We start from the raw sequence: 15173 nt of genomic DNA on the forward strand, positions 1-15173 counted from the left end.
CCCAATGATTTCAACATCGAAACGCCGTCTTGTTATTCTAACAGAGGGAAAACTTGATATCCATAGTGCAAAGACTGCCGTCAGCATTGTTCGTTATTGCAAAGACGAAGTCGTTGCCATAATAGATCTCTATAATGCCGGAAAAGATCTTGAGGCAATCATTGGGATAGGAAAAGACATCCCGATTTTTAGTACGGTTAAGGAAACATTGCACCTCAAACCTGATTCACTCCTTATTGGAATTGCTCCTTTGGGTGGAGTATTGCCCATTGAATGGCAGATACACATCAGAGATGCCCTGCAGAATAAACTCAATGTTATCAGCGGGCTTCATACCTATATCAGTGATGACCTTGAGTTTGGCAAACTTGCACAAAAGAATCAGTTGAACATTTATGACGTTCGAAAACCACCTGAAAAATTATCCATTGGCACAGGAAAGGCAAAAGAGGTAAAGACATTTCGTGTGCTTACTGTCGGTACGGATTGCAATGTTGGCAAGATGGTTACCTCTATAGAGATTGCAAATGCCGCAAAAAAACGAGGTATTGACGCCTGTTTTGTCGCAACCGGACAAACAGGTATTCTTATTGAAGGTAGCGGAATCGCCATAGACCATGTCCTGTCTGATTTTATCTCCGGCGCAACAGAAAAACTCATTCTTGACCGCGCTCAATACAATCTCTTGTGCATTGAAGGACAAGGCGCGGTAATACATCCTGCATATTCCGGTGTAAATGTAGGTTTGCTGCATGGTGCGCTTCCGCAGGGTATTATTATGTGTCATCAACCAACCCGCAAAACACTGCGTCATTTTGAAAACTTTCCTATTTTGCCTATTCAGCATATCATTGAACTTAACGAAAAACTGGTGCAACCGTTTCAATCCTGCAAGGTACTCGGTATATCGCTTAATTGCTATGGCATGTCTGATGAAGAAGCATTGCGGGAAATAGAAAAAACAGAACGGGAAATAAAACTGCCGGCTACCGACCCCATTAGATTTGGCGTTGACAAATTTTTAGAGGTCATTCAGCCCCTATTACCATGAACATTTCTTTTCAGCCGTTAGACCTGGAACTAAAACATACATTCAGGATTTCAAGGGGAGCAAAAGACACCCAGAGCAACGTCATAGTTTCTTTAACAGAAGAAAGCGGTGTCTCGGGCATTGGGGAAGCGGCTCCGTCTCTTTTTTTTAAAGAGAATTCAACAAGTGTTGTGGAAGCGTTTCGCCAATTCGCCGGCTTATTGAAAAACAGCGACATTTTTCATATTGAAGATATTACCAATCAGTTAAAAAAACATTTTACAGCGAATGCAGCGGCACGCGCTGCAATTGACATAGCCCTCCATGATCTTGTATGTAAAATACTTAAAATACCTCTCTCCGCATTATTAGGGTTAAACCCTCATCACACAATGGCTACATCCTTTACAATAGGCATGGACACGATGGAAAAGATGTGTGAAAAGATTGAAGAGGTGAAGGACCTTCCCGTCTTGAAAATAAAAGTTGGCTGTGATAATGATATAGAAATCCTTGAAGAGCTGCGAAAAATAACCCGGGCGATTTTTCGTGTGGACGCTAATACCGGATGGAACAAAGAAGGGGCAATCAAAAGGTTGCATCGTATGGAAGAGCTTGGCGTTGAATTGGTGGAACAGCCTTTTCCTGTTGGCGATTTTGAGGCATTGGCATATATTAAAAATAAAGTAAAAATTCCCATTTTTGCCGACGAAGAAGTGGTAGATTCAAAAGACATACCGCGATTGGCGGGTATGGTGGACGGAATTAATATAAAGCTGATGAAATGCGGTGGCATTCGGGAAGCGCTGCGTATGATTCATACCGCAAGGGCTCATAGGCTCAAAGTTATGATAGGCTGCAATATAGAGAGTTCTGTGTCTATTACTGCGGCAGCCCATTTAATGTCGTTGGCAGACTATGTTGATCTCGATGGAAACCTGCTTGTTTCAAATGATCCGTATGAAGGAGTACATTTTGAGAAAGGACGGTTATCTTTGCCGGAAAGGGATGGTCTGGGTGTTCGATTGAAGGCTGGATAACTATTTTTAAAGAAAGTCTTGTGTTTAGGCGCTAAACACCTAAACTGGCATAGCCAGAACCAAACAAGCAATATATAAAAAACACGAAATCCGAAACAAATCCGAATAACAAAGTATAAAATTCAAAACAAATCCAAAATATCCCCGTGCCTTTTTTCTTTTACATTGAGCATTGAATGGGATTATTCAATTGATTTAGCACAACGAAACCCTATGATATCGCTTTTAAATGAAGGCTCATCATAATCCCTGTTTGCGCAACGAATATGCACAATACCAGACCCATTCCAGGAACCGCCGCGAATGACCTTGCAGGTGGCGAGTGTTTTACTGAGGGAGGGTTTCAATTCATAAATAGAAACGCCTACCTCTTCCGGTCTTCCGGAATAAGGCTTTTCTTCAGGGACATCAGGCCCTTGAGGGTTTTTATCCGGGGCATTATGGTAGTATTGACTATCATACCAATCCTTAATCCATTCCCAAACGTTTCCAGCCATATCAAAACATCCGTAAACGCTTTGTCCTTGTGGATATTGCGTCACCGGGGTTGATTTTTCAATTTTTGCTTCGGCGCAATTCAGACGTGTTTTGTCAAAATCATTTCCCCACGGATATATTCTTCCGTCAGCGCCCCGGGCCGCTTTTTCCCACTCCGCTTCAGTAGGCAGCCTTTTCCCAGCCCAATTGGCAAATGCTTCCGCCTCATACCACGAAATATTTACTGCCGGACAATCTTTATCACCTTGTAATATGGCGTCTATGTCATTACTACCCGACGGATTGAAATCAAGAACATACTGCCATCCCGCTTCTGACCAATACAACTTTTTTTTATACCCGTTCGCCTCAATAAATTGAGAAAATTGTGCATTGGTGACAGGGTATTTATCAATATAATAAGCACTCAAAAAAATCTCTCTCTGCGGAATTTCATTATTTAACCGATACGTTTCGATACTTTTATCCTGTTCCAATAATTTCTCTATGTCTTCCTTTGTACTCCCCATCAAAAACGTACCTTCAGGAATCAGGATCATATCTTCGAATAAAACATTTCCAGTTTCGTAAACCTTTATCATACTTTCGCAATCACCCCTTTCTGCAACAAAAAATTCAGCCAATAAAACCTTCTTTCCGGAGATTGTTTCCCCCTAAAAAAGGAAAAGATAAACGATAATTCCAAAAACCGATATTATACCGAGAAAAACAAGGGATATATGGAATTCATCATCCTTACGCTGGCATCTCCTGGAGTTTATAACCAGCCCTGTAATGCTTACACAAAGCCAAACGATCATTATTATGAAAAAGATACGATGACAATTTCCGGTTCCATGTGCTGATTAACTGCATACTAAATTTCCTATCAAAGAACGATTCTACTTCTGGTATTGCTGCCCCAAAAATCAGTAATGCAGTAATCATAAGTATCCAACTCGTCACAACAAACCACCGAAGAGACCTAATCCAAAAATCCGGTTTTCTGCGTCTATTTTGGTGCTTGATTGCTTCGTCTTCTTCCATGGTTATAACAGTTTAGTATTTTGAAAAAACTTCAACTTTTATGAACACACCCCACATAAGCCTATGGAAGGTCTCTACATCAAAAGGGCATTGAGCGTTGAATATTGAACATTAATTTTCAAATACGAAAGATGTACTTGTTTAGCATTTCAAATCATTTTTTCATTAGAATTTGTTTCGGACTTCACCATTAAATATTCTACGACCTTGTCTCCCATCTGGGAGGTTAAAAGGATTTTTCCCTCTTGCGTAGTTTTATTTGCGAGATCTGCTGTCCGATAACCATTTTCCAGCGCCTTCATTATTGCCTCTTCAATAGCCTTTGATTCCCTGTTAAGGCCGAATGCATATTTTAACAGCATTGCCCCCGAGAGTATTTGCGCTAACGGATTGGCCTTATTCAGTCCGGCAATGTCAGGGGCGGAGCCATGAATGGGTTCGAAAAGCCCGAAGCCTGTTTTCGCAAGACTTGCGCTTGGAAGCATGCCAATGGAACCGGTAATGGCGGAAGCGAGATCTGACAATATGTCCCCAAACATATTCTCGGTAACTATCACGTCGAATTGTTTTGGATTCGTTGCCAGTTGCATGGCAGCATTGTCCACATACATGTGATTAAGTTGTATCTGGGGAAAGTGGGACTGAACGTAGTCAGTGACTACCTTTCGCCATAATTTTGAACTTTCAAGGACGTTTGCTTTATCAACGGAGGTGAGTTTTTTGTTGCGTTTCATGGCGGCGTCACAGGCGACAGCCGCAATCCTTTCGATTTCCGGTACGGAATAAATCATGTAATCTACCGCGTAATTCCCCTGCAGGGCACCTTCGTGGAGGGTGAGGGTTTTTACCTTGTTTCTCCCAAAATATATTCCTCCCGTAAGTTCCCTAACAATCAGTATGTCAAGACCTCCTTCGAGACGTTCTGATTTTAATGATGCCGCATCAGCCAACGGACCGAAAATTATTGCGGGACGCAAGTTTGCAAATAGATTATATGTGCCCCTTAAGGGAAGCAGCGCCCCGCGTTCCGGGGTAAGTTCCGGAGGTAAATTTTCCCATTTGGGGCCTCCAACTGCGCCAAAATAGATAGCATCTGAATTGTTGCAAACTTCTTTGGTTTCATCGGGCAGGGGGTGTCCGTATTTATCGTAAGCACAACCGCCTACCAGCGCTTCTTTGTAATCAAAGATATGGTTGAATTGTTTTGCTATTGCATCCAATACTTTCAAACCCTCTTTCATTATTTCAGGGCCTATTCCGTCTCCTGCAAGCACCGCAATGCGTTTTTTCATTTATAAATCTCCATCTTTCATGTCATCAGCAATTAATAATTAAAAATAGAGTTTTATCTTATTTGATTAAATAAGATTTTTTAGATAAATCGTAAACAGTGGTATTGTTCAAAAAAAACAGTGAATATGATTATCGGTCGTCTTTGATTATTTCAACGGTAAAGGTATACATTTCGATGTCTCTGTGTTTCCAGGCTTCTTTGGGCAAACCCGCTTTGCCGGAGCAACAGTGGGAAAGGAATTCTTCTTTGCTCCATCCGGTTTCAGTTGCCACCTGGGGAAGAAAACATCCTGATTGAAAGCCTTTTTTGACGTACATGCCATGTTTTCCTAATTCAAAATCAAAGGGGTCTGTGATACGTTTTAGCGGAGATAGGATGGAGAGTTCAATGTTAATTTGGTCAAGTTCAGACGAGGTAACCGGATTGTCGAAAAAACGTGAATCTTCAGTCGCTGAGGAAATTGCCACCTCAGAAACAAGCTTGTAGAGTGGAATATCAGATACAAACCGGCCAATGCAGCCACGAAGCTTTCCCCGGTTTTTTATAGTGACAAAAACACCCTGTTTTGCCTGAATATCAGGATGATCATAGGAAAAGTCCGGGGCAGGTTCTTTTTTTACCGCGGACGCGACGCTCTTTCTGGCAATTTCCAAGAGTATTTTTTTTGCAGTTTCTTCCAATAATATACTCCGATAGAGAAAAATCTGTTTAATAAGAAGCTTCAATACGTTTTGGGCAAAAACTGCAGGCAAACTATTTTAAATTCCTATTGCCTCGTGAAATATGTCTGCCGTGAAAACAAAGAACTCCATATCGTTGTCTCTCCATGCATTTATGGGTAATCCGGCTTTTTTGCAGAGATGTTGAAGGGTTTCCGTTTTGTCCCACCCCTGTTCAGCGGCAATGTGTGGAAGAAATACTGCGTTTGCATATCCTTTACGAATTACTATGCCTTCCTGTCCAACGGTAAACCCTTCAGGTCCGCTTATTTTTCTTGGCTGACTCAAAACGGAAATTTCTATATCAATGTCATTCATTTCTTCATGGGTTACCGGCAGAAATCTATTGTCTTTTGCAGAGGAGTTGATGGTATTTTCAACTACCGCCTGGCAAAGGGAGGTTTTGGGAAGGATATACCCAATGCACCCGCGCAATTGCCCCTGTTCTTTTAATGTTACAAACACGCCATATTTTTCGAAAAGCCTTGGCGTTTGTGTGAAAAGCTGCAAATCAATTTCAGGAGAAGCACCTGTATTTGCATACGTTTCCAAAGTGTTTCTGGCAAGCGATAAGAGTGTTTTCTTTTCTTTTTCTGAAAGACAAATGGATTGCCCTTCCGTTTGTGGTTTTTCTTGCGGGTGATATTCGCCTGATTTGATTTCCGCCTCTTTTGTGAAAAGAATGGATGCATAGCTAACGGAATAGACGAAATTATTTGTCTGATGCCCTGACGTATCGTAATGAAGAATTTGTCCTTTTGCACTATCTGGCAGTAGTTTTAAAAGAATTGAAATAGGCAATATTCCACAGGCATTTATTCCCGTTTGTTTTCTATATTCCCTGAGTCCGTCAAAATCTTTATTAAGAATCTTTTCAAAAGCGCCATAGTCAAGAATCTTTATGTTTTCTTCCACATTTTCTCTGAATGGTACATATCGGTACGCATCGCCGTAATGGGTAAAATCAGAACTGACGACGAGCAGTGTTTTGTCGTCCAGCAATGGCCGAATGGCTTCTGCAACTTTGTCAAAATCATTATCGATCAATATGCCAATCATGATGGGTACCAGATTAAAATCCCCCAAGGTCATTTGCAGGAAGGGTAGTTGCATTTCTAAAGAATGTTCTCCCTTGTATGCGCCGTCATAATCTCCGAATAGCTTCAGGGGGCTGCTGTTGCGTTTATTTTTTGATTCTGCGGTGAAAGAGGTGTTAAGCAAATAATCACATGCTTCCTGGTCAATAGAAATTTTCCCTAGAGGCGTTTTATAGCTGGTTGCTTTTAATATTGAGGCGCCCCGGTATCTCCTCCCACTGTGGGAAGGGGAAAGCACAATCACCCTCTTAAATCCATGTCCCTTTATAGCGCTATAACCATAGGCTGCAACTTGTCCGGAATAAACATATCCAGCATGGGGGGATATGATCGCAAGGGGTCTTCCATTTGATTTTTGACTGGAAACCTCATTTAGAAATTCATTTATTTGGCCTTTTAATGCCGCTTCATTGCCAGGATAAAACCTCCCTGCAACTTGTGACTCCCACGTCTGAGGTGGTTCCGTTTCCGCAAGCAGTAAGGAAAAGGAAGATATTAAGGTAAATATGAAAAATGTGAATATAACCATTGTGTGTTTCATGGTACTTTCCTTATTTAAGTAATTTGATGACAAAAAAACCGGCTACTATCAATACGACAAAGGCAATGGAGATAATATTAAAGTATTTTTCTATAAAATGTTTTATCTTTGGCCCAAAAATACAAATGAGAGCGGCAACTATGAAGAATCTTCCCGACCGGCTGATTGCTGACGCAATTAAAAATGTCCACAAATTAATTTTGCAAGCCCCGGCCGCAATGGTAAAGACTTTGTATGGGATTGGGGTAAACCCCGCAATGGCAACGGCGGAAAAGGCATTGGTGTTGTATTGTTCTTTTACATAATCAAATTTTTCTATAAGCCCAAGGGTGGTGAGGATTGGTATTCCAACAAAATCAAACAACCCGAAGCCTATAAAATATCCAAAACCACCGCCCAATATGGACCCCACGGAACAAATGGCGGCATATTTAAAGGATTTTCTTGCGATTGAGAATGCAAGCGCCATTAAGAGTACATCCGGGGGAATGGGAAAGAAAGAAGATTCACAAAACGCCAGTATAAATAAGGCAATGGAACCATAGGGAGTATGTGCCCAATGTAGCGTCCAATCATACAGCCTTCTATGCAACCCCGCCCTTTTTATCTGTGATATTTGCAATTGCTCAGTATGGTTCATAAAATGCTCCTCGAATTTCCAGGTATTAATAATTTAGTAATGAAATGAATGTTTATCCGGCTAGTTGTGTGAGACTTTCTCTCCAGTTATACTCAAGAAGTTCACAAAATGTGATTTCAGAAATGCTATACCTATTTATGTCAACAAAAGTAAATCTAATTTAGAAATCTCTATTTGTGAACCCTTACAGTACCTATACGGCGCTAAACTCTTAATGTTAAAATATATACGGAATAAGCATCATTGCCGCTCAAAAGTTTAAACGTGGTGTTATAGGGAAGTCAAGCGAAAATCCAGTTGTGGAAATATATTAGGGTAATTATTATTAAAATAGTTGATCTAAAAGAGGGGGAATCTCCATATTATTTTTGGTTTGTAGCTAATTATACTGCCAAAGCATAAGGTAGTTTTGATTTGACAATAGTAAGCTTTTCGCTATAATGAAAATTCACAATATTATAGGCAGATAAAGGTTTACATAGATTGGAATGGCATGGAATTGAGAAGCGATAAAATTACGAAAGGTCTTGAGCGTGTTCCTGCACGGGCACTTTTATACGCAACTGGTTTAAGCAAAGAGGATTTAGATAAACCGTTCATTGGAATAGCGAGCAGTTTTACCGACCTTATTCCCGGACATGTCCATATGCGTCCGCTGGAGAGGGCCATTGAAAAAGGCATCCATGCGGGAGGAGGGGTAAGCTTTGTTTTTGGTATACCGGGTATCTGTGACGGCATTGCAATGGGGCATAGCGGAATGCATTATTCTCTTGTGTCAAGGGATCTGATTGCAGACATGATAGAGTGTGTGGTAAGTGCTCACTGTCTGGATGGGTTGGTGATGCTTACAAATTGCGACAAAATAACGCCGGGAATGTTGATGGCCTGCGCAAGATTGGATATCCCCGGGATTGTTGTTACTGCTGGCCCTATGATTTCCGGACGTTATGGAAAGCAAAAGTTATCCCTGGTGAAAGATACCTTTGAAGCGGTAGGGAGAAGACGTAAAGGCGAAATTGACGATAAAGAATTGTCGTGTTTAGAGATGGATGCTTGTCCCGGAGCTGGATCGTGTCAGGGGTTATATACGGCCAACACGATGGCATGTGTATCGGAGGCGTTAGGTATGTCTCTGCCAAGATGCGCCGCTTCTCTTGCAATTTCGGCGGAGAAGGAACGTATTGCCTATAAAAGTGGCCAACGGGTTGTAGATCTTGTAAGAAAAGATATTACTTCGAGAAAGATTATGACGCGTAAAGCATTTGAAAATGCGATCATGGTAGATATGGCGCTTGGCGGGTCAACAAATTCCTGTTTGCATATTCCTGCGATTGCAAACGAGGCTGGCGTGGAAGTAAATTTGAAGTTGTTTGACGAAATTAGTGCAAGAACACCTCATATAACAAGCTTGCAGCCTGGTGGCGAATATTTGCTTGAAGATTTATATTATGCGGGCGGCATTCCCGCCGTAATGAATCGATTACAGGATGACCTGTACGATTGTATTACCGTAAGCGGGTTTAATACAAAAGAGATAGCGAAATCCGCCATAATTAACGATGACGAGGTGATAAGGTCAAAGGATGCCGCATATCATAAAGAAGGTGGGATAGCTGTTTTATATGGTAATTTATCTCCCGATGGTGCCGTGATAAAGCAGAGCGCTGTATCCGAAAACATGATGCAGTTTACTGGGAAGGCAAAGGTTTTCAATAGTGAAGAGGCTGCAATGAATGCAATTATGGATTCCATGATTAGCAAAGGCATGGTGGTCGTGATACGATATGAGGGTCCGCGCGGGGGGCCTGGGATGAGAGAGATGTTGTCTCCTACGGCGGCGCTTGTGGGACTTGGGTTAGGAGAGTCCGTTGCTTTAATTACGGATGGGCGTTTTTCCGGGGGAACGCAAGGTCCCTGCGTTGGGCATGTATCGCCTGAAGCAATGGTTGGGGGTCCCATTGCCTTGGTGGAGGATGGTGATGAAATAACGATAGATATTCCAGGTCGCACATTAAATTTGAATGTTTCGAAGGAAATTCTTACTCGTAGAAAGGAAGCATGGAAACCGCCAAAACCAAAAATAACACATGGGGTGTTGTCCCGGTATGCAAAATGTGTTACATCGGCGGATAAAGGCGCTGTGTTAACGGCGGAATAGTACAGAATAACGCGATGTGCAATCCATAGTATCATTGTATAAAAAATAGTAGAGCAGAATGCTACCCGGTGGTGTAATGGTAACACTAGAGATTTTGGTTCTCTCATTGGAGGTTCGAGTCCTCCCCGGGTAGCCATTCTATTTTTAGGGAATGAGTAAGTTGCAGTAGTTTTATGATTTTGTGTATTGCAATACAAAGATGAAAAAGATTACGGCAGTTATTTTGGCTGCTGGCAAGGGTACGCGAATGCGTTCACAATTGCCAAAGGTTTTGCATGAAGTATGCGGCAGCACCCTTCTTGAATGTGTTATTTGCTCTGTGCAAAAGGCTGAAATTCCCCGGATAATCATAGTAGTTGGTGACAAAAAAGAAGAAGTAGGAGAAAGTTTAGAGGGATTACCTGTTGAAATAGTAGAACAACGGGAACAATTAGGAACAGCACATGCCGTTATTGCGGTAAAAGAGAGAATTAATAGTTCGGCGGACATCGTTTTAATTTTAAATGGCGACGCGCCTCTTATTAAACCCCGGACACTGAAAAGGCTGATAAGCATAAATAATGAAACGGCGGCTGATGTTGTATTATTAACCGCACGCCTGGAAAAACCAAAAGGGTATGGGCGGATATATAGGGATAAAAATGGTAGTATAGCGAAAATTATAGAAGAAAGTGAAGCCGACGGTGATGTATTAGCAATTAATGAAATCAACGCGGGAATATATGCATTTAAAACGAAAGCCCTTCTTGAAGGATTGAGCGAGGTTCAGCCACACAATAAAAAAGGGGAGTTTTATCTAACCGACATCATTTCAATATTACACAATAAGGGGAAAAAAATAGAGGGAATTGAGGCGGATGACGCTGTTGAGGTATTAGGGATAAATACCCAGCAAGAATTGGCAATCGTTAACAAAATAAGGCATGATGAGATTCTGCAGGGTTTTATGGAGAGCGGGGTAACTATAGTAGACACAGGAAGCACATTTGTTGAAAATAATGTGGAAATTGGGGCGGGAACGAAAATTTATCCCTTTTCTTATATAAACAAAAATGTAGTTATTGGCCGGTATTGTCGTATAGGACCATTTGCATATTTGGAATCTGGCACGAAAGTGAGCGATGGTACAGTTGTAAAAAGCAGTGGGAAGAATGGAAAACAAGTTTTTTAAGGTAGAGAAATGGACAAAAAGAGAAGGATAGAAGAGTTAGATCATTTGAAAATTTTTTCCGGAAATGCAAATCCTGATTTGGCAAGAAAAATTTGCGAACACCTTTCGATCAATCTGGGGAATGCCTACGTTGGCCGTTTTCCCGATGGCGAAATTGACCTGAAGGTCAATGAGGATGTTCGGGGTGCTGACGTATTTTTGGTTCAACCAACATGCGCACCTGTCAATGAAAGCTTAACGGAACTTCTTATATTCATAGACTGTCTAAAGCGGGCATCTGCCGCGCGTATTACTGCGGTGCTGCCGTATTATGGTTATGCGCGAAAGGATAGAAAAGACGAAGGGCGTGTACCAATAACGGCAAAATTGGTAGCAAATCTCATAACTACGGCAGGGGCTGACAGGGTTCTAACCCTTGATTTACATGCCGCTCAGATTCAGGGATTTTTTGACATTCCTGTAGACCATCTGCTGGCATTTCCTGTAATGATGAAATACTTTGAACAATTAAAGACAGAAGATTTGGTGGTGGTTACTCCCGATGTCGGAGGTATAAAACTCGCCAGGAATTATTCAAAGGGCTTGGGTGTGAAGATGGCAATCGTTGACAAGAGGCGGGTAGGGCCTGAAGAGACAGAGGTAGGATTTATAATCGGAGAGGTAGCAAATAAAAATGTGATTATGATCGACGATTTAATTGCAACGGGTGGGTCTATTGCACAAGCGGCGTATGTCCTGAAAGAAAAAGGCGCCAGAGAAATATATGTCGGAGCGACTCATCCGGTTTTTTGCGGTTCAGCGATAGAAAAATTGTCAGCTGCCCCGATAAAAGAAATAGTGATAACTGATTCGATACCGCTTTCTGAAAAAGCAAGAGCGACTGGCGATAAGTTTAAAGTGCTTTCTATTTCAGGTCTGTTAGGAGATGCGATCATGAGAATACATCATCATGAATCGGTAAGCTCTTTATTTGTTTAATAGGTTATTTTTAGGAGTTGTAAAACGATGGAAGTTTTAGAATTGAAGGCGGAAAAAAGAACATTAAAAAGAACCAAGGCGGTGAGAAAACTGAGGGCGACCGGACATATACCTGCAGTGGTTTACGGCCACAAAGAAGATAATGTGCTTTTGAGTGTTGATGGCGGTGAATTCGGGCGTGTTTTAAATGCCGGTGCTCGTATGATCAGTCTGGCTTACGACAGGACAAAGGAGTCTGTTCTTATAAAAGATGTCCAATACGATAATCTTTCAGACAAGGTATTGCACGTAGATTTTGCGCGTGTCTCTATGGATGAAAGGGTAACTTTAAAAGTGCCAATAATACTGTCAGGGAGTGCTGTTGGAGTGAAAGCGGGCGGTGTGTTAACCCAGACTATGAAAAATATAGAGATAGAATGTTTCCCTGCGGCTGTTCCTGAGGATATTAAGGTAAATGTATCTGAACTTGAAATGGGTAAGTCTATACATGTCAAAGAATTACCTTCTATAGCAGGTATTAAATATTTATCCGATGCAGAATCGGTTGTTGTTTCTGTGCACCATGCTGCGGAGGAAAAAGCGGCATCAGAAGAAGAATTGATTGCCGGACCTGAAGTAATCACTAAAAAGCCGAAAGAAGAAGCTGGTGCTTCAGAAAAATCGTAGTATGGAATTTGTTGATGAAGATGATAGTTGGACTGGGAAATCCCGGCGAGAAGTATTTAAGGACGAGGCATAACCTGGGTTTTATGGTAATTGATGAATTTTCCCAACAACTGGGAATGGGAGGGTTTCAGCATAAATTTCAATCTCTGTTTTGTAAAAAAGAAGTGGAACATGAAGAAATTATATTGCTAAAGCCACAAACATTTATGAATTTAAGCGGCATTGCAGTTCAGGAAGCGGTAAATATGTACAAATGTCAACCTAGGGATGTTATGGTCGTATGTGATGATTTAGATCTCCCATTCGGCAAATTACGTATTCGGCGCTCCGGTGGCTGCGGTGGGCATCGTGGTTTGGAATCAGTTGCGTCATCTTTAGGGACTGCCGATTTCCCCCGTTTGAGAATAGGAATAGGACGTCCCAAATTTAATGATACGAGCCGTTTTGTCCTTTCAATGTTTTCTGCAGAAGAAGATGTTGAAATAGCGAAATCCCTTCAGGAAGCATGCAAAGCCTTGAAAACATGGGTTTACAAGGGGATAGAAAGTTGTATGAATGAAAATAACTAATTTTTTTGTTTTATGTAAGGTTTTTATGAATAATGTTAGGAGGAAGAGAATTTGAGATTGTATGAGGGTTTGTTTCTGATTGACAATGTCCCCGCCAATTCCGACTGGGACGGCGTAGTAAAAAGTATTCACGATATTTTGGCAAAGAATGGTGCGGAAATTTTAAAGACTGAAAAATGGGGAGAGAAAAAATTAGCTTATAAGATTAAAAGTCACAAACGCGGCACATACTTATTGATACATTTTAATGCTGAAAACACATCCATTACGCAGATGAAAAGGGATTTTCAGTTATCCGAGTTTCTTATTCGGTCTTTAATACTAAGAGATACTGTAATTGAAGAATTATCTGCTGCCGGCATTGAGGAAGGTTTTTCAGATAAAGAAGCTGAAAAAGAGCCTAAAACGGAGGAAGTATTATCAGCAGAAAAATGTGAACCTGTTTTAGCTGTTGGAGACGTTTAACTTTAAATCTAGTCTTATTATAGAAAAGAAATCATCTCGTACTATAGATACTGACGGTCGTTTAAATAAGAAAAATTTTAGTTAGAGATAAAAGGAGTAAGGAATGGCAAGCCTTAATAAAGTATTTCTTATGGGAAACCTTACGAGAGATCCTGAACTGAGATATACCGCAGGAGGGTTGGCAGTGGCAAGTTTTGCGATAGCTGTGAGTAGCAAATGGACGTCCAAAACCGGGGAACAAAAGGACGAAGTTTGTTTTGTAGATGTCAGTATGTTTGGCAGGAGAGCTGAAGTTATTGGCGAATACTTCAGCAAGGGAAGCCCTATCTTTATCGAAGGCCGCTTGCAATTTAATCAGTGGGAAACAAAAGAAGGACAAAAGCGTAGTACATTGCGTGTAGTTGCGGATAATTTTCAGTTCATTGGCGGCGGTGCAGGCAAACGGCCAAAAGACGATTTGGGGCAATCACTGGATAGCGCAAATTCAGATACGACGTCTGAAAATATGGTTTCGGACATCAATGGTGAAGAGATACCGTTTTGATGTAAACGTAGACATTTTTTATAAGAAGGTTAAATACTATGACAAGAAAAATATTTAATAAAACAAGCAAATGCAGATTTTGCAGAATGGGGGTCGAGGAGGTTGATTATAAGGACATCCAAAATTTACAGAAACTTGCAACTACCCGGGGGAAACTTTTTTCAAGAAAACGGTCGGGGAATTGTGCCCGGCATCAACGTTCTGTTAAAATGTCCATTAAAAGAGCAAGGTTTATGGCTTTGCTTCCATACGTAACTTAGGAGGTTATTTTTCCATGGAATTATTATTGACAAAAAATATTGACACGCTTGGCAGGATCGGTGATGTTGTTAAAGTAAAAAAAGGGTATGCGAGGAATTATCTGTTGCCCAGGGGAATGGCCACTTACGTTACCGAAGGGAATTTGAAGCAACTGGAGAAGGCAAAAAAGAAAATTGAAATACAACTGAAAGAAGAATGCGAAAGATTGCGGGAAATTTTGGAGACTATTTCCAACGCCGTTTGCAGGATTCCTGCAAAGGTGAATGAAGAAGGAAGGTTGTTTGGTTCCGTTACGTCTGTTCATATAGCCGATGTGCTGAAGAAACAGGGGATACCAATTGATGTGGATATGATTAAACTGGAAAATCCTGTAAAGGAATGCGGCGAATATGATGTTGCGGTTGTATTAAGCGCTGAAATGAAGACAACATGTAAAGTGCAAGTGGTGAATGAAGAAGAGGATGTTGTCTGATTTT

Annotated in this window: 17 protein-coding genes and 1 tRNA gene; 13 read left to right on the forward strand and 5 right to left on the reverse strand. The window is 41.2% G+C overall.

What is annotated here, in order from left to right:
• Positions 1 to 4 precede the first annotated feature (4 nt).
• On the forward strand, positions 5 to 1051 hold the full coding sequence (locus KSMBR1_RS15105; RefSeq protein ID WP_099326068.1) for an N-acetyltransferase DgcN family protein: 1047 nt from the start codon (positions 5 to 7) through the stop codon (positions 1049 to 1051).
• Positions 1048 to 2070 (forward strand): dipeptide epimerase, encoded by a 1023-nt coding sequence (locus tag KSMBR1_RS15110; RefSeq protein ID WP_230408004.1) that lies wholly within the window; start codon positions 1048 to 1050, stop codon positions 2068 to 2070. Before KSMBR1_RS15105 ends, KSMBR1_RS15110 begins: the two co-directional genes overlap by 4 nt.
• 182 nt (positions 2071 to 2252) lie before the next feature.
• Here the strand turns inward: KSMBR1_RS15110 and KSMBR1_RS15115 are convergent, their stop codons facing one another.
• Positions 2253 to 3149, reverse strand: a complete 897-nt coding sequence (locus KSMBR1_RS15115; protein ID WP_157820643.1) for a formylglycine-generating enzyme family protein — start codon at positions 3147 to 3149, stop codon at positions 2253 to 2255.
• A gap of 138 nt (positions 3150 to 3287) precedes the next feature.
• Here KSMBR1_RS15115 and KSMBR1_RS22755 point away from each other — a divergent pair, with 138 nt between their 5' ends.
• On the forward strand, positions 3288 to 3413 hold the full coding sequence (locus KSMBR1_RS22755) for a hypothetical protein (RefSeq protein WP_261341068.1): 126 nt from the start codon (positions 3288 to 3290) through the stop codon (positions 3411 to 3413).
• 330 nt (positions 3414 to 3743) lie between these two features.
• Here KSMBR1_RS22755 and leuB read toward each other — a convergent pair whose 3' ends face one another.
• The 4 genes from leuB to KSMBR1_RS15140 form a co-directional block, all read right to left on the reverse strand.
• Positions 3744 to 4886: a 3-isopropylmalate dehydrogenase gene (gene leuB / locus KSMBR1_RS15125; RefSeq protein ID WP_099326071.1), complete on the reverse strand. Its 1143-nt coding sequence runs from the start codon at positions 4884 to 4886 to the stop codon at positions 3744 to 3746.
• A 130-nt stretch (positions 4887 to 5016) separates the two neighbouring features.
• Positions 5017 to 5568 carry an AmmeMemoRadiSam system protein A gene (gene amrA / locus KSMBR1_RS15130; RefSeq protein ID WP_157820644.1) on the reverse strand — a complete coding sequence of 184 codons (552 nt, stop codon included), beginning with the start codon at positions 5566 to 5568 and terminating at the stop codon, positions 5017 to 5019.
• A gap of 78 nt (positions 5569 to 5646) precedes the next feature.
• A complete protein-coding gene (gene amrB, locus KSMBR1_RS15135) occupies positions 5647 to 7245 on the reverse strand; it encodes an AmmeMemoRadiSam system protein B (RefSeq protein ID WP_099326073.1) in 1599 nt (532 codons plus the stop codon).
• 10 nt (positions 7246 to 7255) lie between these two features.
• Positions 7256 to 7885 (reverse strand): YqaA family protein, encoded by a 630-nt coding sequence (locus KSMBR1_RS15140; protein ID WP_099326074.1) that lies wholly within the window; start codon positions 7883 to 7885, stop codon positions 7256 to 7258.
• Between the two features lie 499 nt (positions 7886 to 8384).
• On the opposite strand from KSMBR1_RS15140, the gene ilvD reads away from it, so the two are divergent.
• From ilvD to rplI, 10 genes are all read left to right on the forward strand, one after another.
• Positions 8385 to 10043, forward strand: a complete 1659-nt coding sequence (ilvD, locus tag KSMBR1_RS15145) for a dihydroxy-acid dehydratase (RefSeq protein ID WP_099327085.1) — start codon at positions 8385 to 8387, stop codon at positions 10041 to 10043.
• Positions 10044 to 10105: 62 nt separating this feature from the next.
• Positions 10106 to 10179, forward strand: a tRNA-Gln gene (locus KSMBR1_RS15150).
• Between the two features lie 63 nt (positions 10180 to 10242).
• Positions 10243 to 11214 (forward strand): sugar phosphate nucleotidyltransferase, encoded by a 972-nt coding sequence (locus KSMBR1_RS15155; RefSeq protein ID WP_099326075.1) that lies wholly within the window; start codon positions 10243 to 10245, stop codon positions 11212 to 11214.
• A gap of 9 nt (positions 11215 to 11223) precedes the next feature.
• The gene (locus KSMBR1_RS15160) at positions 11224 to 12192 is read left to right on the forward strand and encodes a ribose-phosphate diphosphokinase (protein ID WP_099326076.1); all 969 of its coding nucleotides are present in this window, start codon (positions 11224 to 11226) and stop codon (positions 12190 to 12192) included.
• A 27-nt stretch (positions 12193 to 12219) separates the two neighbouring features.
• On the forward strand, positions 12220 to 12858 hold the full coding sequence (locus KSMBR1_RS15165) for a 50S ribosomal protein L25 (protein WP_099326077.1): 639 nt from the start codon (positions 12220 to 12222) through the stop codon (positions 12856 to 12858).
• Positions 12859 to 12872: 14 nt separating this feature from the next.
• Complete coding sequence (gene pth / locus KSMBR1_RS15170) at positions 12873 to 13427, forward strand: aminoacyl-tRNA hydrolase (RefSeq protein ID WP_099326078.1); 555 nt, start codon at positions 12873 to 12875, stop codon at positions 13425 to 13427.
• A 51-nt stretch (positions 13428 to 13478) separates the two neighbouring features.
• Positions 13479 to 13892 carry a 30S ribosomal protein S6 gene (gene rpsF / locus KSMBR1_RS15175; protein ID WP_099326079.1) on the forward strand — a complete coding sequence of 138 codons (414 nt, stop codon included), beginning with the start codon at positions 13479 to 13481 and terminating at the stop codon, positions 13890 to 13892.
• A 103-nt stretch (positions 13893 to 13995) separates the two neighbouring features.
• Positions 13996 to 14436: a single-stranded DNA-binding protein gene (locus KSMBR1_RS15180; protein ID WP_099326080.1), complete on the forward strand. Its 441-nt coding sequence runs from the start codon at positions 13996 to 13998 to the stop codon at positions 14434 to 14436.
• Between the two features lie 38 nt (positions 14437 to 14474).
• Positions 14475 to 14696, forward strand: coding sequence for a 30S ribosomal protein S18 (rpsR, locus tag KSMBR1_RS15185; RefSeq protein WP_099326081.1), 222 nt, complete (start codon positions 14475 to 14477; stop codon positions 14694 to 14696).
• 14 nt (positions 14697 to 14710) lie between these two features.
• Positions 14711 to 15169, forward strand: coding sequence for a 50S ribosomal protein L9 (rplI, locus tag KSMBR1_RS15190; RefSeq protein ID WP_099326082.1), 459 nt, complete (start codon positions 14711 to 14713; stop codon positions 15167 to 15169).
• The last annotated feature ends 4 nt before the right edge of the window (positions 15170 to 15173 follow it).

Source organism: Candidatus Kuenenia stuttgartiensis (assembly GCF_900232105.1).
Classification (GTDB): domain Bacteria; phylum Planctomycetota; class Brocadiia; order Brocadiales; family Brocadiaceae; genus Kuenenia; species Kuenenia stuttgartiensis_A.